This window comes from Micromonospora fluostatini, assembly GCF_050410825.1.
GTDB classification, from domain to species: Bacteria; Actinomycetota; Actinomycetes; order Mycobacteriales; family Micromonosporaceae; genus Micromonospora; species Micromonospora rosaria.
Map to the genome: position 1 here is coordinate 5,184,004 of NZ_CP191251.1, position 21,369 is coordinate 5,205,372.

The following is a 21,369-nucleotide window of genomic DNA, read 5'->3' on the forward strand; positions in this document are numbered from 1 at the left end:
GACGACGGCTACGACGTACGCCAGTGGGACGTCCGGGAGGACTGCGAGGTACGGCAGATCCTCGACCGGATCGCCGACAAGTGGTCACTGCTGGTGATCGCCCTGCTGGACCAGCGCAGCCTGCGGTTCACCGAGCTACGCCGCCAGGTCGACGGGATCAGTCAACGGATGCTCGCCCGTACCCTGCGACACCTCGAACGGGACGGGCTGGTCAGCCGGACCGTCCACCCGTCGGTGCCGCCCCGGGTCGACTACGCGCTGACCCCGCTCGGGGCGACCCTGCACGAGACCATCCGGGCGCTGGTCACCTGGACCGAGACGCACCAGCAGGAGATCGCCGCCGCCCGCGCCGCGTACGACGTCCGCGCGGCGGCCGAGCAACGGCAGGCCGACGAGGAGGCGGCGGCCCGGACCGCCCTCGCCCGCGCGGTGCTGGAGCGGGGCGGCCCGGGGCAGGCTCAGGACGTGGCCGGGAGGGTGCCGAGGTAGGCGTGGAAGGGCGCGGCCAGCTCCGCCGGGGTCAGCCCGGTCCCGCCGCGCCGGGCGATCCCCGGCAGCACGGCGGTCACCGCGTCCATCAGCGCGGCGGACCGCTCCGCCGACGGGTCGAGGGCGGCCGGGACGTCCCCCCGACCGGCGGCGAAGACGATCTCGTGCACCCCGGCGGCGGCGGCCACCGTCCGGCAGATCGCGCACGGTTCGCAACTGGAGTACACCACCGCGCCGGTCAGGTCCGCCGAGCCGCGCCGCCGGGCGGCGTCCCGGATCGCCACGACCTCGCCGTGCGCCGACGGGTCGTGGTCGGTCCGGATGGTGTTGACGCCGCCCCCGACCACCGTGCCACCCTGGGCGACGACGGCCACGAACGGCGAGCACCCGGCCGCGCCGTACCGCTGCGCGAGCCGGACCGTCCGGTCCAGCACCCCGGCCTCCCCACCCAGCTCGGCGACCGTGCGACCGACCAGTTCCGCGACCGCCCGACCGACCAGTTCCCCGGCCTCGGGCGGCCCGACCTGCGCCGCGACCGGCGACGGCCCGTCCGGCCCCGCCGACCGGGTGGGGCCGGCCAGCTCCTCGAAGAGCGTCACCGGTACGCCGGCCGGCCCGGCCAGCCGGGAGTTGCGCGAGTTCCACGGGGTACGCACCGGCGCGGCGACCAGTTCCGCCCCGGCCCCGGTCAAGGTGGCGGTGGCCGCGTCGACGTCGGTCACCTCGAAGGCCAGCCGGACCGGCCCGGCCGGCGTACCCCCGGTCTCCACCTCGGCGATGAACCGCGCCTGGGCGGCGTTGGCGAGTTCGAGCGTGGCCCGCCCCGCTTCGAGGATGACCACCCGGGCACCGTCGGGCCCGGCGAACGCGGCGGACTCCGGCAGGCCCAGCGTGTCCCGGTAGTACGCCACCGCCGCGTCGTGGTCGTCGACGGTCAGCACGACGCGGAGCTGGTTGACATGGGTCTCGGTCATGCCCGCAGGCTAGGCCTTCACACCGGTGTCAGGGGCAAGGCGACACGGGACGCGCTGCGCCGGACAGGAACCGGTGCGTCAAGCCCGGCGGGCCGGGGCGGAAGGGCTGAGCCCGACCGGCAAAGCCGGCGGGCCGGGAGCGGCGGGCCGGGAGCGGCGGGCCGGGAGCGGCGGGCCGGGAGCGGCGGGCCGGGAGCGGTGGGTGGCTGGGAGCGGTGGGTGGCCGCCGCCGGGTCACCGGGGTCGGTGGGCCGGCGGCGGCCGGTGTGGTCAGCCCTTCTGCTTCGCCTGGCACGGCACGCAGAACCGGGCGTGCGGCAGGATCTCCAGCCGCTCCACCGGGATCGCCGCGCCGCACTTCGCGCAGGCGCCGTAGCTGCCGTCGGCGACCCGGCGCAGCGCGTCGTTGATCTGCTCGATGCTGTGCCGGGTGGCGGCCAGCAGCGCCGCGTGGTCCGCGCCCGGGTCGCCGGTGTCCGCGGTGAGTTCGCTCAGTTCGCGCAGGCGGGTCGTCTGGGCCGACAGCTCCTCCTGCAACGCGTGGTGCAGATCAGCCAGCCGGCGCCGGTCGACGGTGGGGTTGTCGATGGTCATGTCGGATCCTTCCCTGGAAAGAGAGACTGGAAAAAGAAAAAGGCCGAAGCGTGGAAGCTTCGCCCTGGCGGTCGTCTCGGGTGGGAAACCCTCCGCCGGCGGGCCACGGCCGCTGGGAGCCGGGCTCGGCAGCCCACAGGAAACCGTGGAGACGAACGGGGTGACAGCCGACGGGTACGCCCCGCCGCGTCGCGCGGTCACGGGCGGCCGGCTCGGTGTGGACGGGCCGGTGGCCTGCTCACGGGCAGCCCCGAACGCCGTCACGGAGGTGACGGTGTGCGAGCGGAACCCGACGCGCGGCATCAGACCACCATAGGTACGCCGCACCGGAAAGCCAACACGGTTCCCGCCGGCCGGCGGCCCGACCCGCCGCCCCGCCCGCCCTCGGCGCCCCATCAGCCCCTCGGCGCCCCACCCGCACCGGTGAGAAGGGTGCCCTTCTCGACCGTATGCGTTAACAAGGGGCCCTTCCTTACACCTCAGAGCCAGTTGCGGCGCTTGAAGATCAGGTACAGCGTGCCGCAGACCACACCCATCAGCGCGACCGCGAACGGGTAGCCGAACCGCCAGTGCAGCTCGGGCATGACGTCGAAGTTCATCCCGTACACGGTGCCGATCAGGGTCGGGGCGAAGAGGATCGCCGCCCAGGAGGAGATCCGCTTGATCTCCTCGTTCTGCTCGTAGCTCGCCGCGGTGAGACTGCGCATCTCCTCGTTCTGCTGCTGCGAGACCAGGGTGGCGTTCACCGTCAGGATGTTCTGCAACAGGTGCCGGAACCCGTCCACCCGCTCCACCACCTGCGTCAGGTGGTCGGAGACGTCCCGCAGCCGCCGCTGCAGCTCCTCGTCGGTGCCGTACTTGGCGTAGCCGGCGGCGAGGTTCTCCAGGACGCCGAGCAGGGGGCGGGCGGCCCGCTGGAACTCGATCACCTCCCGGCTCAGCTCGTAGATGCGCCGGCTCACCTTCGGGTCACCGCCGAAGACCTCGGTCTCGATCTCGTCGATGTCGTTCTCCAGCCCCGCCACCACCGGGGCGTACCCGTCCACCACCTGGTCCAGCACCGCGTACAGCACCGCCTCCGGGCCCCGGGCCAGCATGGCCGGGTCCGACTCCATCCGCCGCCGCACGGCGGCCAGGTCGGGGGCCTCCCCGTGCCGGACGGTGATCACGAAGTCGGGGCCGATGAACAGGTGCAGCTCGCTGAACTCCACGTGCTCGCGGGAGTCGACGTACCGGGCGGCGCGCAGCACCACGAAGAGGGTCTGGCCGTACCGCTCCAGCTTCGGCCGCTGGTGCGCGGTGATCGCGTCCTCCACGGCCAGGTCGTGCAGCTTGAACTCCCGGGCCAGCGAGGCGATCTGCCCGGCGTCGGCCCGGTAGAGGCCGATCCAGGCCATCGCCGCGTCCTGCTCGTCGAGGCAGCGGTACGTCTCGGCGAGGCTCTCCGGCGAGGCGTACCGCCGGCCGCCGGTGTAGACGGCGCTGTCGATCAGCCGGCTGGTGGTCGACGGCGTGACGTTCATCGGCACGGCCGGCCGGGGCCGGGGCCGGACGGCGGTGGCACCGTTTCCCCAGCGTCCGAGGGCGTTGGTGAGGGCGAACGCGCGCAGCTTCGCAGGCATGAGGGGACTCCTCGGCAGGGTGGGCGGACGGCACGCCCCTGCGCCGGCGGCAGCTCAGCCGGCGGCGCCCGTGGGGGTGACGGTGGTCGACGGGCTGGTACTCGGAGGTTCGCTACCCATGGCGTGACCACCTCCCTCCGCACGGAATCCGCGTTGTGCGCCGCGCGGAATCCTACCGGCGTCCGATCGGCCCCGTGCACTCGCCTGAGCGGAATTCACGCCGCCGTTACAACCACCCCCGTCGCTTGAAGATCAGATAAAGGGTGCCGCAGACCACGGCCATCAGCAGGATCGCCACCGGATACCCGAACGGCCAGTGCAGTTCGGGCATGCGGTCGAAGTTCATCCCGTACACGGTGCCGATCAGGGTCGGGGCGAACAGGATCGCCGCCCACGCGGAAATCTTCTTGATCTCCTCGTTCTGCTCGTAACTCGCCGCGGTGAGACTGCGCATCTCCTCGTTCTGCTGCTGCGAGACCAGGGTGGCGTTCACCGTCAGGATGTTCTGCAACAGGTGCCGGAACCCGTCCACCCGCTCCACCACCTGCGTCAGGTGGTCGGAGACGTCCCGCAGCCGCCGCTGCAGCTCCTCGTCCCTGCCGTACGCCCCACCGGCGGCGAGCACGGCCAGCATCCCGAGCAGCGGGCGGGCGGCGCGCTGGAACTCGATCACCTCGCGGGTCAACTGGTAGATGCGCCGGGAGGCGTTCGGGTCACCGCCGAAGACCTCCGTCTCGATCTCGTCGATGTCGTTCTCCAGCCCCGCCACCACCGGGGCGTACCCGTCCACCACCTGGTCCAGCACCGCGTACAGCACCGCCGCCGGGCCGGCGGCGAGCACCTGCGGCTCGGACTCCAGCCGGCGGCGTACGGCGACCAGCTCCGGCGCCTCGCCGTGCCGCATCGTGATCACGAACCGGGGCCCGAGGAAGAGGTGCAGTTCGCTGAACTCGACGACCTCCCGCAGGTCGACGTAGCGGGCGGCCAGCAGCACCACGAACAGGGTGTCCCCGTACTGCTCCAGCTTCGGCCGCTGGTGGGCGTTGATCGCGTCCTCGACCACCAGGTCGTGCAGCTTGAACTCCCGGGCCAGCGAGGCGACCTGCTGCACGTCCGGCCGGTACAGCCCGATCCAGGCCATCGACCCGGGCAGCTCCTGCAGGCACCGGTACGTGTCGGCCAGGGTGCCGGGGGACGCCTGCCGGCGGCCCTCGGTGTAGACGGCGCTGTCGACCAGCCCGCCGGGCTCACCCGACCGGCGCGGCGGCGTCTCCCGGGCACCGTGCTCGTCCAGCCGGCGCCCGAACCCGCCGGTCGACGCCTCCGGCATCACGGTCACCCCTTCCCGGCCCGGTCGCCCGGGTCCAGGGGCCGGGGCGGCACCCTGCCGATTCTCGCCGCAGTCCGGGCCCGCGCGGCCCCATCCGGAGCAGCACGACCGGTTCGGGCGCCCGCCGGCCCGCCGGCCCGGCGACGGCCTCGCCGGGGCCGGGCCCACCGGCGGTGGCGCGGACCGCCCGGCCCGGCGGCCGGGTCAGCGGCTGATCAACCTGCGGAGTCGGCGCTGGAGGCGCACGTGCAGCGGAAGCGACTGGGCGGGTGGGGTCTGCGCGGGGGGCGCGGGCGGAGCCCCGTCGGCGGGGACCCGGGCCGGCTTCGGCAGCTTGGCGTCCAGGGTCCACCCGCAGTTGTTGATCCGGGCCTTCAGCACCCAGGTGCCCTCGGTCCGGCCCCCGTTGAGGGTGCTGAAGTCGATGTCGGCGGTGCTGTGGTGGATCAGCCGGAACGCCCCGGGCGGCCCGTCGGGGTGGGGCACCCGCTCGGTGCGGGACTGCACCGGCAGGAAGATCTCCTCGTTGGTCTCCTTGCGCCAGGCGATCAGATCCATCTTGGCGCGGGACACCTCGGCGGTGGCCTCCACCCGGTCCGGGTCGATCTCGGGCACCGGCAACGACAGCACGTCCCGGCCGCCGTCGTCGACGAAGGTGACCAGGTCGTCGCCGGAGCGCAGGTACCCGGAGACCGCCACGTGCAGGACGGCGCCGTCCTGGTCACGCCGGTCCAGCGTGGCGGTGGCCCGTACCCCGGTCTCCCACTCGGCCAGGGTGCGCAGGTCGCCGAGGCGGCCCTGCTCGGCCAGGAACGCCACGGCCCGCTGCCGGGGCGGCAGCCCGGCGGCGACCCCGGGGGCGAACCGCTCCCGGATGATGTCCCGGACCTCGTAGGCGACCTGCTCCGCCCAGTCCTCGGGGGCCTGCAGCAGCGCCTTGCCGGAGAGCCGGCTGATCATCTCGTTGCGCAGCCAGCGCCGGTGCAACCGGTCCCGCAGCGGACCGGGCCTGGTGTACTCGTCGACGACGTCGAGCGCCTCGCGCAGGTTGGTGTAGTAGCCGGCCGGGTCCAGCCGGGTCGCCGTGACGTTGCCGGCGTCCGCGCGGCGGATGTGGTGGTAGCAGGGGTAGTCCGACAGGACGCAGGTGCGCCGGGCGACGAAGAACGCCCGGATGACCATGACGTGGTCCTCCAGCCGGCGCTTGCCCTCGGGGAACCGGAGGTCGTGGGCCAGCAGCATCGACCGCCGGAACAGCTTGTGACAGGTCATGCTGTCGACCAGCGGCGCGTCGGCCAGGGTCACCCCGAACCGGTTCTTGCGGAACAGCTCGCGCGGCACGCCGCGCCCGTGGCCGATCATCTTGCCGACCACGATGTCGGCGTCGTGCTCCTTCGCGCAGGCGTACATCCGCTCCAGCGCCTCGTCGCCGAACCAGTCGTCGTCGTCGGCGAAGAACACGTACTCGCCGCGCGCCTCCTCGATGCCGAGGTTGCGGGGCCGGGAAGGCCAGCCGGAGTTCTCGATGTGCAGGACGCGGACGTTCGGCTGGTCGGCGGCCAGAGCGTCCAGTCGGGCGGGTGTCTCGTCGGTCGAGCCGTCGTCCACGATGACGACCTCGAAATCCTCCGCCGGCAGCGACTGGCGCAACAGGGAGGAGATCAGTTTCTCGATGTGCGGCCCAGGGTTGTAGGCCGGCACCACGACACTCACCTTGGGCTCGTTGGTAGCGATGGTCATGCTCTCTTCCTGAGCGGTGATCGTCTTCACCCGGAATGACGATCATCGAGGGCGACCGGTTGCGGTGTCGCCACAGTGTCCCTTCCGGAGTGGACGGAAACTCCGACCTGCTGGGTGACGGGAGCGGTGGCTCACTCGACCCTCGGCGATCCTAGACCCACCCCCGAAGCGCGCGCCGCCCCTGGAGCCCCGACTCGCCCCGGTTCCGAAATGGGGCCGGACGGCCGGTGGGGAATCCCACCTCGGGCCGGGAATTCCGATTGGCCGGCGCGTAGCGGGGAAGTTCCTTCCCGGTACCCACCACCCTCGGGAAAAGGAGCGGAGATGTCCCACAACCAGTACGAACAGCAGGACCCGCAGGAGCAGTTCCGCTCCCCGCAGGAGCAGACCGGCGGGCAGCAGTCACCACCGGGCGAGACCCGCAAGATGCCGGACACCCCGGATCACGGCGAGCGGACCTACCGGGGCAGCGGCCGGCTGACCGACCGCCGGGCGTTGATCACCGGCGGGGACTCCGGGATCGGCCGGGCGATCGCCCTCGCCTACGCCCGGGAGGGCGCCGACGTGCTCTTCACCTACCTCCCCGAGGAGAAGGAGGACGCCCAGGAGACGGCGCGGCTGGTCCGGGAGGCGGGCCGGACGGTGGTGGCGGTGCCGGGTGACATCCGTGACGAGGGCCACTGCCAGGACGTCGTCAAGCGGGCGGTGAGCGAGCTGGGTGGGCTCGACATCCTGGTCAACAACGCCGCGTACCAGATGGCGCAGGAGGGCGGCATCCTCGACATCGACACCGAGCAGTTCGACCGGGTGCTCAAGACCAACCTGTACGCGATGTTCTGGCTCAGCAAGGCCGCCGTACCGCACCTGGAGCCGGGGTCGGTGATCATCAACACCGCCTCGATCCAGGCGTACCAGCCCTCCTTCCAGCTCCTGGACTACGCCACCACCAAGGCGGGCATCGTCAACTTCACCAAGGCGCTGGCCGAGAACCTGGCCGACCGGGGCATCCGGGTGAACTGCGTCGCGCCGGGGCCGATCTGGACCCCGCTCATCCCGGCGACGATGCCGGAGAAGAAGGTCGAGTCGTTCGGCGGCGACACCCCGCTGGGCCGCGCCGGGCAGCCGGCGGAGCTGGCCCCGGCGTACGTCTTCTTCGCCGCGCAGGAGTCCAGCTACATCACCGGCGAGGTGCTCGGCGTCACCGGCGGCAAGCCGCTGCCCTGACCGGCGCAGGTATGGATCTCGGCTGGTCCGGGTACAGCAGGGTCATGGCCGCGCTCCAGTTCTCCCCACCCGTTCCGGACGCCGTCGAGGTACGGCACTGGGCGCTGACAACCGGGGCCGAGCTGAGCGGCCTGCGGACGTCCCTGCACCAGACGCTGACCGGTGAGGCCCTGCTCGACGGGGAGAAGCTGGACGAGGTGCCCGAGCAGATGGCGTTGGTGGCGACCGAGCTCGCCACCAACGCGCTGCGTCACGGGCTGCCCCCGACCATCGTCACGCTGCTCAGCGCCGAGGACTGTCTGGTGATCGACGTCGCCGACCACGACCTGGCCACCGCCCCGGAGCTGGCCGACACCCGCCCGGCCGGCTCCGGTGGCCGGGGGCTGCTGCTGGCCCGCAGTTTCTCCCTGGACGTCGGCTGGTACGCCACCGCACAGGCCAAGCACATCTGGGCCACCTTCCCCCGCCGCGCCGGCCGCCCCCATCCCTGAGGTGGGCCGGTACCGCCCGGGTCCCGACCGGTCGGCACCGGCCCACCGGTCTACGGCCGCTCCGGGCCCGCGGCCACGGCGGGGCGGTACGCGGCGATCGGGTTCCGGAGCGTGCCGATCAGTTGCAGCGCGGCCGACGGGTCGGCGAGGTCGACCATCTGCCGGTTGTTGCGCAACTGGAGCCGGTTGAGGCAGGAGAGCGCGAACCGCTCGGTGAACAGGTCGTAGCGGGCGAACCGGTCGGCCAGGTGGGGCGTCCGGTCGAGGTAGGCGGCCGCGCTCTCGGCGACCGTCCGCCAGAACTCCTCCTCGGTGAGCGCGTCGGCGGTGACGAGGATCGCGCTGAGGTGCCGCAGGAAGCAGTCGAAGACGTCGGTGAAGATCGACAGCAGCCGCTCCTCCTCCGGCACCCGGACCTGGATCCGGCGGACCGGGGGCGGCAGGTCGGCGTCCGGGTCGAAGACCACGATCTCCTCGGCGATGTCCTTGAGGATCACCCGCTGCACCACCCCGCCGTCGAGGACCAGGATGACGTTCTCGCCGTGCGGCATGAACGCCAGGTCGTGGGCGTAGAAGGCGTGCAGCAGCGGGGTCAGGTACGCGTCCAGGTACCGGCGCAGCCACTCGCCGGCGGGCAGCCCGGACTCCTCGACCAGCGCGACGGCGAACGAGTCGCCGGCCCGGTCCAGGTGCAGCAGGGAGGCCATGGTCGCCAGCCGCTGGCCGGGCGCCAGCCCCGGCACCGGGCTCTCCCGCCACAGCGCGGCGAGCATCTTCCGGTACGGCGAGTACCGGTCGGTCGCCGCCTCGTACTGCCGGTGGCGGTAGCCGACGGCGGCCCGCTCGCGCAGGATCGTCACGCCGAGGGCCCGGAAGACCTCGTCCCCGGCGATCAGGTCGGCGAGCCAGTCGTTGATCGCCGGAGTGGCCTCCATGTACGCCGCCGACAGGCCACGCATGAAACCCATGTTCAACACCGACAGCGCCGTCTTCACGTAGTGCCGGCGCGGGTCGCTGACGTTGAAGAAGGTGCGGACGGACTGCTGGGCCAGGTGCTCGTCCGGCCCGGTGCCGAGGCAGACCAGGTGCCGCCGGGCCACCTCACCGGCGAAGGTCACCGACAGCTTGTTCCACCACTGCCACGGGTGCACCGGGACGAGGTGGTGGTCGTCGAGGTCCAGCCCGAGGTCGGCCAGGGTCCGGGCGAACCGGGTCAGGGTCGCCTCGCCCAGTTCCTCGCGGACCAGGGTGTCGTAGTCCAGATCCTTCGAGCAGGTGAAGGTCGAGTGGTCGCGGTGCGCGGCCAGCCAGACCAGCCGGACCGGCTGGGCCGCCTCCGGGGCGTACCGGTGCTGGTCGTGGCTGCCGTAGCCGAGCCGGCCGTTGTTCGCCACGAAGCACGGGTGCCCCTCGGTCATCCCGGTCTCCACGGCCTGGAAGTCCGCGCGGGCCAGGGCCGCCGCGTCGAGCGCCGGCCGGGCGAGCTTGAACGCCGCCCCGGCCAGGGTGGCGTTGATCTCCTCCAGGTAGACCGGGAGGATCTCGGCGGAGAGGCCGAGCGCGCCACGCAGTTCGAGGCAGAGGTCGACGACGTCCAGGGGCAGTTCCTCCGCGCCCCGGTGCCGGGTGATGCTCGCCGGGTCGATGTGCCAGTGCTCCAGCGCCAGCCGCCGGGCGGCGAACCGGTAGCTGACGGCCCGGTCGTCGCTGTGGACCTCGTACCACCCGTCGTCGGCGGGGACCGGTTCGGGGACGATCAGCCGTTCGTGCGCGAACTCGGCGAGCGCCTTGCGGAGCAGGTGCCGGTTGGCGGTGGCCCAGTGCTGCGGGGTCAGGTGCGCGACGGCGTCGACGGGGTCCACGCGGGTGATCCTCCTTGCGGGGTGGTGGCGGCGGCGAAGGCCGCCCGGGTGCAGGTGCTGAGCAGGGCTTCCTTGGTCGGCAGGGTGACCGGGCCCACGACGGTGAACCCGACGGCCGCGTTGAGCGCGTGCACCGCCGTGTTGCGCACGTCGGGCTCCACCACCACCCGGCGCACCGCCGGGTCGGCGAAGAGCCAGGCCATCACGGTGGTGATCACCGCCCGGGTGAACCCGGAGACCGGCTGCTCGGGCGGGGCGCAGAGGAAGTGCATCCCCACGTCCCCCTCCTGCCGGTCGTAGCGGCCGACCAGGTCGACGTGCGCCGGGTCGTACCGCTCGGCCAGGAAGGTCGGCCGCCCACGCCAGAGCCCCAGGTACGCGTCGTGGTGCGGGTGGTCCGCGATCCGCCGGTACTCCTGCGCGACCGTGGCCAGGTCGGCCTGCTGCATCAGCCAGAACGCGGCCTTCGGGTGGGTCACCCAGCGGTGCAGCAGCGCGGCGTCCGCGTCCGGATCGAGGGTACGCAGGGCGAACTCGCCGAGCCGGGGGTCGTCACGGCGGAACACCACCGACGGGTCGGGCGCGGGCGTCGGCCGGTTCACGGGGTCTCCCCGGCCGGGGCGCCGAACTCCTGGAAGGCGATCGTCTTCTCGATCGGGTACGCCTCCCGGCCCAGCAGCTCCCGGATGATCCACGAGTTGCGGTACGGGCCCATGCCCAGGTCGGGCGAGGTGACGCTGTGCGTGTGGGTGCCGGCGTTCTGGAGGAAGACGCCCCGGCCGGTGTGGTCGACGCTGTAGTTGCGGGCCACGTCGAACCGCCCGTGGCTGTCGAACCGGAGCCGGTCGGCGATCCCGGCCAGGAACCCGGGGACCTCGTAGTGGTACCCGGTGGCCAGCACCAGCCCCTCGGTGTCCAGGGTGAGGTCCCGGCCCTGCTCCACCTGCCGCAGCCCGAGCAGGTACTGCCCGTCGCGGTACTCGGCGCTGGTCAGCTCGGTGTTGGTGAGCAGCCGGGTGTCGACCGGCCCGGCCACGCTGCGCTCGTAGAGCAGGTCGAAGATGCCGTTGATCAGGTCCGAGTTGATCCCCTTGAACAGGTTCTTCTGCTCGGCTTCGAGCCGGTACCGGGTCGCCTCGGGCAGCGCGTGGAAGTAGTCCACGTAGTCGGGTGAGGTCAGCTCCAGGGTGAGCTTGGTGTACTCCAGCGGGAAGAACCGGGGCGAGCGGGTCACCCAGGTCAACTGGTAGCCGTGGGCGTCCTGGTCGGTGAGCAGGTCGTGGTAGATCTCGGCGGCGCTCTGCCCGCTGCCGACCACGGTGACGCTGCGCTTGGCCCGCAACGCGTCCCGGTTCGGCAGGTACGCCGAGCTGTGCACCAGGTCCCCACCGAGCCCCCGGCAGGCCGGCGGCAGGTACGGCGGGGTGCCGGTGCCGAGGACCAGGTGCCGGGCGGCGAAGGTGGCGGTCTCCCCGGTCGCCACGACGGTGGCGGTCACCGTGTACTCCCCGGTCGCCTCGTCGTACCGCACGTCGGTGACCCGGTGGCCGAAGAAGAGCGTGGAGAGCTTCCCGGCCGCCCAGCGGCAGTAGTCGTTGTACTCGGCGCGCAGCGGGAAGAAGCTCTCCCGGATGTAGAACGGGTAGAGCCGGCCCCGCTCCTTGAGGTACGCCAGGAACGAGTAGGGCGAGGTCGGGTCGGCGAGGGTGACCAGGTCGGCCAGGAACGGGGTCTGCAGCCGGGTCCCGGCCAGCAGCATCCCCGGGTGCCAGTCGAAGTCCGGTCGGGCCTCCAGGAACACCCCGTCGAGGTCGGCGAGGGGTTCGGTGAGGCAGGCCAGGCCCAGGTTGTACGGGCCCAGCCCGATGGCGACGAAGTCGTGGGTGGACATCGGGGTGCTCCTACACGCGCGCGGGGTGGTCAGACGGGGCAGCTGAGGGCGGCGGGTCGGTGCTCGCGAACGTACCTGCGGGCGTGCGCCGCGACCAGGTCGAGGACGTACGCCACGTCCGCGCCGGTGGTCTCCGGGTTGAGCAGGGTGAACTTGAGGTACTGCCGGCCGTCGACGGTGGTGGCGGCGACCATGCCGGCGCCGGAGGCGGCCAACGCCTCCCGGGCGTACCGGTTGGCGGCGTCGACGAGGTCGCCGTCGGCCGGGCCGCACTCGCCGCCGGGCAGCCAGCGGAAGACCACGGTGCTGAGCTGCGAGCGGGTCACCACCTCGAAGCGCGGGTCGACGTCGAGCATCCGCCACGCCTCGGCGGCCCGGTCCACCACCTCGTCGAAGAGGTCGCCGAGCGCGTCCGGGCCCATGATCCGCAGGGTGAGCCAGAGTTTGAGCGCGTCGAAGCGGCGGGTGGTCTGGAGGCTCTTGTCGACCTGGTTGGGGATGCGCTCCTCGACCGCGCGGGCCGGGTTGAGGTAGTCGGCGTGGTAGGTGCAGTGCCGCAGCGCGGCGCGGTCGCGGACCAGCAGCGCGCTGGAGGAGACCGGCTGGAAGAACGACTTGTGGTAGTCCACGGTCACCGAGTCGGCCCGCTCGATCCCGTCGAGCAGGTCCCGGCGGGTCCGGGAGACCAGCAGCCCGCAGCCGTACGCGGCGTCGACGTGCAGCCGTACGCCGGTCGCCGCGCAGGCGTCGGCGATCGCCGGCAGCGGGTCGATCGAGCCGAAGTCGGTGGTGCCGGCGGTGGCGACCACGGCCATCACCACCAGGCCCTGCCGCTGGCAGCGCTCGATCTCCCGGGCGAGCGCCGCCGGGTCCATCCGCCGCCGGGCGTCGGTGGCCACGGTGACCACCGCCTCCGGGGCGAGGCCGAGCAGGGTGGCCGACTTCTGCACGCTGAAGTGCCCGGCGGTGGAGGCGAGGATGCGCAGCCGGGGCAGCAGCTCGGCGCGGGTCGGGGTCGGCCCGACGCCCGGTACGACGGCACGGGCGCACGCCTCCTCCCGGGCGATCAGCAGGGCCTGGAGGTTCGACTGGGTGCCGCCGCTGGTGAAGACGCCGTCGGCGGCCGGGCCCAGGCCGATCCGCTGGTTGGTCCAGTCGATCAGGCGGCGCTCGATGAGCGTGGCCCCGGCGCTCTGGTCCCAGGTATCCATCGAGGAATTGACGGCTGTGAGAATCGCCTCACCGAGCAGGGCCGGGATCACCACCGGGCAGTTGAGGTGGGCCAGGTACCGGGGGTGGTGGAACCAGACCGCGTCGCGCAGGTAGAGGTCCTCCAGTTCGTCCAGCGCGGCGGCCGTCCCGGCCAGCGGTGCGTCCAGGTCGACCGCGGCGACCCCGGGGGCCAGCTCGTCCGGGGTGACCCCGGTGAACGGCCGGTCCGTGCCGGCCACCCGGGTCGCCACCCGCTCGATGCCGGCGGCCACGACCTGCCGGTAGTCGTCCACCGTCCCGTTGGTGAACAGGTGCCCGCGACCGGTGGCCGGGCGGGCCGGTGCGACCTCGGCGGGTTGCCCCGAAAGGCTCATGGCAGGTCCTCCACGTTCTACAGTGGACAAACGACACCCGGCGTCACCCCGACGGCCGGCTCAGGGCCCGACGAGGAGCCACACCCGCTCCGACCAGGGGACGGCCGGCAACAGCGACTTAGGTTAACCTAACCTAAGCGCCTGTCAACACCTGACCACCACTCCGACACACTGGAGCCGACACTGTCCGTCATGACCGATCGAGTGTTCCGGGACGACTGGGGAGTGCCGCACCTGCGCGCCGACGACCCCCACACCCTCGCCTACGCCCAGGGGCGCGCCGCCGCCCTCGACCGCGCCTGGCAGATCGAAGTGGAGCGGCACCGGGCGCAGGGCACCAGCGCCGCGTTCCTCGGCGTCGAGGCGGTCGACTGGGACCGCTTCGCCCGGCGGTCCCGCCTCGCCGACACCGCCCGCCGCTGCCACGCCGCCCTGGACCCGGCCACCGCCGCCTGGGTCGACGCGTACGTCGACGGGGTCAACGCCGGGCTCGCCGCCGGGGCCCGCCGCGCCCCCGAGTTCGCCGCCACCGGCCTCACCCCCGGGCGCTGGCAGCCCTGGACACCGCTGGCGCTCTGGCTCTCCCAGCACATCCTCTTCGCCGGCTTCCCGAGCAAGCTGTGGCGGGAGGAGGTCACCCGCCACCTCGGCGCGGCGGCGGTCGACCTCTTCGCCACCGACGAGCCGGCCACCGCCGGCAGCAACGGCTGGCTGGTCGCCGGGGAGCGGACCGCCACCGGCGCGGCGCTGGTCGCCGGGGACCCGCACCGGATCGTCGAGGACCCCAACGTCTACCAGCAGGTCCGGCTCGCCTGCCCGGAGTACGACGTGGTCGGGCTCGCCGTGCCCGGCGTCCCGGGCATCGCCCATTTCGGACACACCGGCACGGTGGCCTGGGCGATCACCAACGCGATGGCCGACTACCAGGACCTGTACGCCGAGCGCCTGCGCCGGCACGACGGGACGGTGCAGGCGCTCGGCCCGCACGGTTGGGCCCCGGTCGAGCACCGGGTCGAGACCATCGAGGTGGCCGACGGCGACCCGGTGCAGGTGGAGGTGTTCGAGACCGCCCGGGGCCCGGTGATCGTCGGCGGCCCGGACGAACCCGGCGACCCGGACGGGCCGGTGGCGATCAGCCTGCGCTACCCGCCCCGGGTCCGGGCCGACCTCGGCTTCCGGGCCCTGCCCGCGCTGCTGCGCGCCCGCACCGTGGCGGACGTCGACCGGGCCCTCGACGACTGGGCCGAACCGGTCAACGTGGTGCTCGCCGCCGACACCGCCGGTGGCCTGCTGCACCGGGTCGCCGGGGCGGTGCCGGTCCGGCACCCCGACAACGGCCGGCGGGTGGTCCCCGCCTGGGAGCCCGGGTACGAGTGGCGGGGCTGGCACGGTCCGCTGGCCCGCGCGCCGGTCGACGGCATCGCGGTGATGGCCAACCAACGCGGCCTCGCCACCCCGTACGGCGTGGAGTTCGCCCCGCCGTACCGGGCCGACCGGATCCGGCACCTGCTCGACGCGGGCACCGGGTGGACCGCCGTGCGGATGGCGGAGATCCACACCGACACGTACCTCGCCTCGGCGGAGCCGCTGCTCGCCCGCCTCGCCGACCTGACCGGGCTCCCCCCGGCCGCCGCCGCGCTGCGGGACCGGCTGCTGCGCTGGGACCGGCGGATGGCCGCCGACAGCGCCGACGCCGCCGCGTACGCGGCCGTCCGGGCCGCCGTGGTCCGCCGGCTCGCCGGGCAGCCGGCGCTCGCCGCCCTCGCCGGTCCGCTGCCGTACCCGGAGTTGTTCCGGCCCTGGCTGGCGCTGACCCCCCGGGTCGGCTACGCGCTGACCGCGCTGCTCGCCGGCGACACCCTGCCCGACCTGGACCGGGCCGCCGCGCTGCGGGACGGGCTGACCGACGCCGCCACGGCCCTCGACGCGGCCGAGGTCTGGGGCGACCGGCACCGGCCGGTGCCCTGGCGGGTGCCGGCCGGCGGGCCCGAGGAGTTCCCCCCGCTCGCCGGTGACCACGACTGCGTGCTGGCCACCTCCAGCGTCCCCGGCGTCACCGACCTCGCGTTCCGGGTGCCGGTGGCCCGGTACGCCTGGGACCTGCACGACCGCCAGGCCAGCGGCTGGGTGGTGCCGTTCGGTGCCAGCGGGGTCCCCGGCGACCCGCACCACCGTGACCAGTTGCCCCGCTGGGCGGCCGGTGAGCTGGTGCCCGTGGTCACCGACTGGGCTCGGCTGCGCCTGACCACGGACGTGCCCGGCTTCGGGCAGGTGACGATCCGGCCGGTGGACCCGGTCGCCGACCTCGACCTGATCCACTCCTGGGTCAGCCAGGAGCGGGCCCGGTTCTGGGGGATGCGCGACCTGGGCCGCGACCGGGTCGGGGAGATCTACGCGTACCTGGACTCGCTGCCCACCCACCACGCGTACCTGCTGCACCGCGACGGCGAGCCGGTGGGCCTGTTCCAGACGTACCAGCCGGAGCACGACCCGGTCGGCGAGTGCTACCCGGTGCGCCCCGGGGACTTCGGCATCCACCTGCTGATCGGGCCCCCACCGGCCGGCGGCGCCGAGCGGGGCTTCAGCCGTACCCTGCTGGACGCCTTCCTCGACTTCGTGCTCGCCACCCCCGGGCGGACCCGGATCGTGGCCGAGCCGGACGTCCGCAACGACCGGGCCGTCGCCCGGCTGGTCGGGGCCGGCTTCGTCCCCGGCCCGCTGATCGACCTGCCGGACAAGCGCGCCCGACTGCTCTTCCTCGACCCCGCCGCGCGCACCGCCGGGGGTCAGGCGTCGAGGTAACGCAGGACGGCGAGGGTGCGCCGGTTGTAGTCGGCGTGGCGGGGCAGGTCGAGCTTGTCGCAGATGGCGTTGACGTGCTTCTCCACCGTGCTCACCGACAGGTGCAGCCGGGCGGCGACGGCCGCGTTGACGAACCCCTCGGCGAGGTGCGCCAACACCTGCCGCTCCCGCTCGCTCAACCGGCTCAGCGGGTCGGTACGGGTGGTCCGGGCGAGCAGTTGGCGCACCACCTCCGGGTCGAAGACCGCCCCACCGGCGTGGATCCGGGCCAGTGAGTCGAGGAAGTCGCCCACCTCGGAGACCCGGTCCTTGAGCAGGTACCCGAGCCCGCCACCGGCACCGCCCAGCAGCCGCCCCGCGTACGTCTTCTCGACGTACTGGGAGAGCACCAGGACGCCGGTGGCGGGCCAGCGGTCGCGGATCTCCAGCGCCGCCCGCAGCCCCTCGTCGGTGTGCGTCGGCGGCATCCGGACGTCCACCACCGCCACGTCCGGCCGCAACGCCGCCACCGCGCGCAGCAGCGCCGCCGCGTCCCCCACCCCGGCGACCACCTCGTGACCGGCGTCCGCGAGCAGCCGGGTGAGCCCCTCCCGGAGCAGCACCGAGTCCTCGGCCAGAATCAGTCGCACGGCACCTCCCTGGGTCTGCGCTTCCGGCTCAGTCGCACGGCACCTCCCGGGGCAGCACGGCGGTGATCCGGGTCGGGCCGCCGGGCGGGCTGGAGACCTCGAAGGTGCCGTCGAGGGCGCGGACCCGGCGGGCCAGGCCGCGCAGTCCGCCGCCGGCCGGGTCCGCGCCGCCGCGACCGTCGTCGGAGACCACCACGCGTACCGTCCGGTCGTCCTCGGCCAGCAGCACCAGGACGTCCCGGGCGTCCGCGTGCTTCACCGCGTTGGCGATCGCCTCCCGGGCCACGAAGTACAGCGCGGTCTCCACCTCCGACACCGGCCGCCCGCTGAGCCGGCCGTGCACGGTCACCGGCACCACCGACCGTTCGGCGACCCCGGCCAGCGCGGCGGTCAGCCCCAACTCGTCCAGCGCGGTCGGGTAGACCCGCCAGGCCACGTTGCGCACCTCGTCGAGGAGCAGCCGCGACTCCCGGTACGCCTGCTCGACCAGCCCCTCGGCGGTCGCCGCGCCGGGGTCGTGGCGGACCCGGCCGAGCAGCATCGCCAGCGCCACCCCGCGCTGCTGGACCCCGTCGTGCAGGTCCCGCTCGATCCGGCGGCGCTCGTCGTCGATGGCCCGCAGCACCTCCGAGCGGGACGCGGCCAGCTCGACGATCCGCCGGCGGAGCCGGTCCCGCTCCCCCGGGGCGAGCATCCGGCCGGCCAGCCACCGCTCGGTCACCCCGACCAGGTGCGTCCAGACCAGCGCCAGGCCGAGCAGCGCGGCCCCGGTGACCAGCCCCAGCAGCCAACTGCTGGTGGTCAGGTACACGCCGGGAAAGCGCAGCGGCACGTGGTCGGCTCCGCCGGTGAACAGTTCCCACAGACCGCCGCCGAGGAGCAGGGCACCGAGGAACAGCCCGCTGGCGGCGACGTACCCACCGACCGCGCCGAGCAGCGCACGGGCCGCGACGAACCGCTGGTCGGGCGGCGGGCCGTGGCCACCACGACGGGCGTGCGTCCAGGCGACCAGCCGGCCGGTGGCCCGGTCGGCCACCGGGCGGGCCACCGGCAGCAGGGCGACCGGCCGGAGCAGGAGCAGGCCGAGCAGTTCCACGACACCGAGCACCATGCTCACCGCGACGGCGGTCAGCGGGCGGGCGATCCGGCGGTCAGGCATGGAGATTCCACTCTAGGCATCGCGGCGGCACTTGAGGCATCGCGCGACGCCACGCCAGCGCGGCGGCACGCCAGGCACGCAGCGGCGTCGCGCTAGGCGTCGCGGCGGCGCAGCGTGCCGAAGCCGGCCGCCAGCGCCAGCGCCGTCCAGCCCAGCAGCCAGGCCAGCCCCTCCCACGGCGGGTACGCCGGCAGCCCGCCCGCGGTGATCTCGGCGCTGCCCAGGAAGGTCAGCCCGGCCGGCGTCGGGGTCCGCATCGCCACCTGCACCGCCGCCGCGCTGCCGGTCATCGCCAGCAGCAGCGGCAACCCCGCCAGCAGCAGGAAGACCACACTCAGCGCCCCCGCGGCGCTGCGCAGCGCGAACGCGACCCCGATGGTCAGCAGCGCCACCAGCGCGGCGTACCCGCCGACCCGCAGCAGGTCGAGGGCGATCCGGGCCGGGTCGAGCAGCACCTCGACCACGAAGACGTCCAGGGCCAGCAGCGCGGCCGTCAGCACCGTGCCGACCAGGGCGAACAGCGCCGTCAGTACGCCCAGCACCGGCGCGACGACCAGCGCCTTCGCGGCGAACAGCCGGCCGCGTACCGGAGTGGCCTGGAGGGTGGCGCGGATGCCGCCCGAGGCGTACTCCGAGGTGACCGCGAGCAGCGCCACCGCCACCAGCCCGAACTGGGCGAACGCCAGCGCGGTGGCGACCGGCTCGCTGGCCACGAACCGCTCCGGCGGGGACCCGGCCGGTACGGTGGCCCGCCCGCCGCCGACGGTCACCGCCGCCACCGCGACCAGGACGGCCAGCCCGGCCAGCCCCCACCAGGTCGCCGGCACCGTCCAGAACTTCGTCCACTCCGCCGCGACGACGCCCCGCAGTTGTCCCGTCCGCACCCTCACACCCCCGTTCCGGTCGCGCGGTACTCCACGCTCCGCGCGGTCAACTCCTGGTACGCCTGCTCCAGCGACGCCTCCCGGGTGCCGAGCCGGTGCAGCCGGATGCCGGCCTCGAAGGCCAGGTCACCGACCCGCTCCACGCTGGCCCCGGTGACGGTCAGCTCGTTCTCGCCGACCCGCTCCACCCCGATCCCGACCGCCCGCAGCCGCCCGGCCAGGTCACCGGCGTGCGGGGTACGGACCACCACGGCCGTCGTACCGCCCGCCACCACCTCGGCCAGCGGGGCGTCGGCGAGCAGCCGGCCCCGGCCGATGACGACCAGGTGGTCGGCGGTGAGCTGCATCTCGCTCATCAGGTGGCTGGAGACGAGGACGGTCCGCCCCTCGCCGGCCAGCGACCGGGTCAACTGCCGGATCCAGCGGACCCCGTCCGGGTCGAGCCCGTTCACCGGCTCGTCGAAGATCAGCACCTCGGGGTCGCCGAGCAACGCCGCCGCGATGCCCAGCCGCTGGCTCATGCCGAGCGAGAGCGCCCCGGCGGGACGGGTCGCCGCGCCGGCCAGGCCGACCGCCTCGATCACCTCGGCGACCCGGCGGGCGGGGATGCCGTTGCTGCGGGCCAGCGCCCGCAGGTGGGCCCGCCCGCTGCGACCGGGATGCACGGCCCGCGCGTCGAGCAGCGCGCCGACGGTCCGCAGCGGGTACGGGATCTCGTGGTACCGCCGGCCCTTGACCAGGGCCCGGCCGGCGGTCGGGTGGTCGAGGCCGAGGATCAGGCGCATCGTCGTCGACTTGCCCGCCCCGTTGGGGCCGAGGAAGCCGGTGACCGCGCCCGGCCTGATCTTTAGCGACAGGTCGTCGACGGCGACCCGGTCGCCGTACCGCTTGGTGAGTCCGTCCAGGGTGAGCACGTCTCGACGCTAGGAATCCGGCGGAACCGTCACCAGCCGGCCGACCACCGACCCCGATGGCGGAAAACCACTACGGCTCCCGACCGGGCTCACCCGGCGACCGCTCTTGGCCGGGTACGCCCGACGTAGACCGCGCAGTCGGCAAGGGAAAGGTGCCGTCACGGGAGCCCCGCAGCTACCGGGAAGTAGTGCTCACGACCACGTGCCAAGACCACAAAAACAATGAAGTTGCCTCCAACGTAACGAGTGCGGCTTGCCGGCGCCCCGCCGTTACGAGACACCCTTCAGACCAGCCAAGCCGACCTCGAAGGTTGCCGGCTGCCAATCGTTCGGCACCGTGACGTGGGTCTTCTGGCGGTGACGGGCCGCCGTCGCGTCGTAGAGCATGCCGATGCTGGCCGCATCACCAATTTCCGGCTCACCGTCGTTGACGGTCTCCGCAGCGGCGTCGTACTCCGTCCTACCGATCGTCATGAACACGAAGCCGAACTCAGCCGACTCACGAGGGATGGCAACGACCACCGGAGGCTTGGTTTCGGCAAGTATCCGCGAGAAAACCTCGGTTGCAGGCTCGGCATCCAGTGCGACGAGGACCGTGGTGCCCGACCGGTACCCGTTCCGCTTCATGAAGGCACGGAAGCGAGGATCATGCATCTTGCGTGCGAGGTCGAAGGCCGGCTTGCGCTCTTCGCTACTACGCAGTGTCACCGCGCCACCTCCGCAGGTTGTCTTCCCACTCATCTTCCATCAGGTCGAGCGCATCGCGGAACCATCTGTCGACCACGTCCCATCCACGATCGGGTGGAATCGGACAGAGCGGCTGATGATCGAGTATGTCCTCGCCAGTGCTCCGCACATACTGACGCCTGTGAATAACGCCACGATCACAGTCGATCTTTGCGACAGTGATCCACCTGCCTTCGAACCGGACAATCTGCACAACAGCGAAGTCCACGATCAGGTTGCGGTAAACCACGGTTCGCACTCGAAGTTCGTTGCCGGGGATGGGCAGCCGGACCGGCACCGTGTCCTCCTCGCACGCGTCGGGTGGTGGCGGCTTGTAGCGGCGCTGCTCGGGCACGACAGACATGTCGGCGAGCCGCCCCTTTTTCGGGCGCCCTCTCTCCCGGCCCAACTATCCGCCTCCCAAGCTACCTGCAACCCCCGACATCGCTCGG

At 73.1% G+C, this 21,369-nt stretch carries 18 protein-coding genes and 2 pseudogenes; 5 read left to right on the forward strand and 15 right to left on the reverse strand.

Going from position 1 to position 21,369, the window contains the following annotated elements:
- Positions 1 to 57: 57 nt before the first annotated feature.
- Positions 58 to 360, forward strand: a pseudogene (locus ACQUFX_RS22825) (winged helix-turn-helix transcriptional regulator); the annotation flags it as partial.
- A 98-nt stretch (positions 361 to 458) separates the two neighbouring features.
- Here ACQUFX_RS22825 and ACQUFX_RS22830 read toward each other — a convergent pair.
- The 5 genes from ACQUFX_RS22830 to ACQUFX_RS22850 form a co-directional block, all read right to left on the reverse strand.
- Complete coding sequence (locus ACQUFX_RS22830) at positions 459 to 1,463, reverse strand: VOC family protein (protein WP_428962357.1); 1,005 nt, start codon at positions 1,461 to 1,463, stop codon at positions 459 to 461.
- Between the two features lie 270 nt (positions 1,464 to 1,733).
- Positions 1,734 to 2,057, reverse strand: a complete 324-nt coding sequence (locus tag ACQUFX_RS22835; protein WP_428962358.1) for a TraR/DksA family transcriptional regulator — start codon at positions 2,055 to 2,057, stop codon at positions 1,734 to 1,736.
- Positions 2,058 to 2,536: 479 nt separating this feature from the next.
- A complete protein-coding gene (gene corA, locus ACQUFX_RS22840; RefSeq protein ID WP_428962359.1) occupies positions 2,537 to 3,679 on the reverse strand; it encodes a magnesium/cobalt transporter CorA in 1,143 nt (380 codons plus the stop codon).
- A 226-nt stretch (positions 3,680 to 3,905) separates the two neighbouring features.
- A complete protein-coding gene (locus tag ACQUFX_RS22845) occupies positions 3,906 to 5,009 on the reverse strand; it encodes a magnesium and cobalt transport protein CorA (protein WP_428962360.1) in 1,104 nt (367 codons plus the stop codon).
- A gap of 204 nt (positions 5,010 to 5,213) precedes the next feature.
- Positions 5,214 to 6,749: a glycosyltransferase family 2 protein gene (locus ACQUFX_RS22850; RefSeq protein WP_428962361.1), complete on the reverse strand. Its 1,536-nt coding sequence runs from the start codon at positions 6,747 to 6,749 to the stop codon at positions 5,214 to 5,216.
- Positions 6,750 to 7,073: 324 nt separating this feature from the next.
- Between ACQUFX_RS22850 and ACQUFX_RS22855 the strand changes: the two genes are divergently transcribed.
- Positions 7,074 to 7,973: an SDR family oxidoreductase gene (locus tag ACQUFX_RS22855; RefSeq protein WP_428962362.1), complete on the forward strand. Its 900-nt coding sequence runs from the start codon at positions 7,074 to 7,076 to the stop codon at positions 7,971 to 7,973.
- A gap of 44 nt (positions 7,974 to 8,017) precedes the next feature.
- Positions 8,018 to 8,464, forward strand: coding sequence for an ATP-binding protein (locus ACQUFX_RS22860; RefSeq protein ID WP_428962363.1), 447 nt, complete (start codon positions 8,018 to 8,020; stop codon positions 8,462 to 8,464).
- A gap of 50 nt (positions 8,465 to 8,514) precedes the next feature.
- Here ACQUFX_RS22860 and ACQUFX_RS22865 read toward each other — a convergent pair whose 3' ends face one another.
- From ACQUFX_RS22865 to ACQUFX_RS22880, 4 genes are read right to left on the reverse strand one after another with little or no spacing between them, the layout of a single operon-like run.
- Positions 8,515 to 10,326 carry an IucA/IucC family protein gene (locus tag ACQUFX_RS22865; protein ID WP_428962364.1) on the reverse strand — a complete coding sequence of 604 codons (1,812 nt, stop codon included), beginning with the start codon at positions 10,324 to 10,326 and terminating at the stop codon, positions 8,515 to 8,517.
- Positions 10,296 to 10,895, reverse strand: a complete 600-nt coding sequence (locus tag ACQUFX_RS22870) for a GNAT family N-acetyltransferase (protein WP_428967040.1) — start codon at positions 10,893 to 10,895, stop codon at positions 10,296 to 10,298. The genes ACQUFX_RS22865 and ACQUFX_RS22870 overlap by 31 nt, the downstream gene beginning before the upstream one ends.
- A gap of 29 nt (positions 10,896 to 10,924) precedes the next feature.
- A complete protein-coding gene (locus tag ACQUFX_RS22875) occupies positions 10,925 to 12,217 on the reverse strand; it encodes a lysine N(6)-hydroxylase/L-ornithine N(5)-oxygenase family protein (RefSeq protein ID WP_428962365.1) in 1,293 nt (430 codons plus the stop codon).
- Positions 12,218 to 12,246: 29 nt separating this feature from the next.
- Positions 12,247 to 13,803 (reverse strand): pyridoxal phosphate-dependent decarboxylase family protein, encoded by a 1,557-nt coding sequence (locus ACQUFX_RS22880; RefSeq protein ID WP_428962366.1) that lies wholly within the window; start codon positions 13,801 to 13,803, stop codon positions 12,247 to 12,249.
- 192 nt (positions 13,804 to 13,995) lie between these two features.
- Here ACQUFX_RS22880 and ACQUFX_RS22885 point away from each other — a divergent pair.
- Both ACQUFX_RS22885 and ACQUFX_RS22890 read left to right on the forward strand, forming a co-directional pair.
- Positions 13,996 to 16,041, forward strand: a pseudogene (locus ACQUFX_RS22885) (penicillin acylase family protein); the annotation flags it as partial.
- Positions 16,039 to 16,605, forward strand: a complete 567-nt coding sequence (locus ACQUFX_RS22890) for a GNAT family N-acetyltransferase (protein WP_428967041.1) — start codon at positions 16,039 to 16,041, stop codon at positions 16,603 to 16,605. The pseudogene ACQUFX_RS22885 and the gene ACQUFX_RS22890, both read left to right, overlap by 3 nt.
- On the opposite strand, the gene ACQUFX_RS22895 is transcribed toward ACQUFX_RS22890, so the two are convergent.
- The 6 genes from ACQUFX_RS22895 to ACQUFX_RS22920 form a co-directional block, all read right to left on the reverse strand.
- The gene (locus ACQUFX_RS22895) at positions 16,590 to 17,234 is read right to left on the reverse strand and encodes a response regulator transcription factor (RefSeq protein ID WP_428962367.1); all 645 of its coding nucleotides are present in this window, start codon (positions 17,232 to 17,234) and stop codon (positions 16,590 to 16,592) included. The two genes, ACQUFX_RS22890 and ACQUFX_RS22895, sit on opposite strands and share 16 nt — an antisense overlap.
- Positions 17,235 to 17,262: 28 nt before the next feature.
- On the reverse strand, positions 17,263 to 18,393 hold the full coding sequence (locus tag ACQUFX_RS22900) for a sensor histidine kinase (RefSeq protein ID WP_428962368.1): 1,131 nt from the start codon (positions 18,391 to 18,393) through the stop codon (positions 17,263 to 17,265).
- Between the two features lie 92 nt (positions 18,394 to 18,485).
- The gene (locus ACQUFX_RS22905; protein ID WP_428962369.1) at positions 18,486 to 19,277 is read right to left on the reverse strand and encodes a hypothetical protein; all 792 of its coding nucleotides are present in this window, start codon (positions 19,275 to 19,277) and stop codon (positions 18,486 to 18,488) included.
- A gap of 2 nt (positions 19,278 to 19,279) precedes the next feature.
- Positions 19,280 to 20,191, reverse strand: coding sequence for an ATP-binding cassette domain-containing protein (locus ACQUFX_RS22910; protein ID WP_428962370.1), 912 nt, complete (start codon positions 20,189 to 20,191; stop codon positions 19,280 to 19,282).
- A gap of 270 nt (positions 20,192 to 20,461) precedes the next feature.
- The gene (locus tag ACQUFX_RS22915; RefSeq protein ID WP_428962371.1) at positions 20,462 to 20,899 is read right to left on the reverse strand and encodes a hypothetical protein; all 438 of its coding nucleotides are present in this window, start codon (positions 20,897 to 20,899) and stop codon (positions 20,462 to 20,464) included.
- Entirely contained in the window at positions 20,886 to 21,272 is a 387-nt protein-coding gene (locus ACQUFX_RS22920) for a DUF7718 family protein (RefSeq protein WP_428962372.1), read from the reverse strand. The genes ACQUFX_RS22915 and ACQUFX_RS22920 overlap by 14 nt, the downstream gene beginning before the upstream one ends.
- Between the last annotated feature and the right edge of the window lie 97 nt (positions 21,273 to 21,369).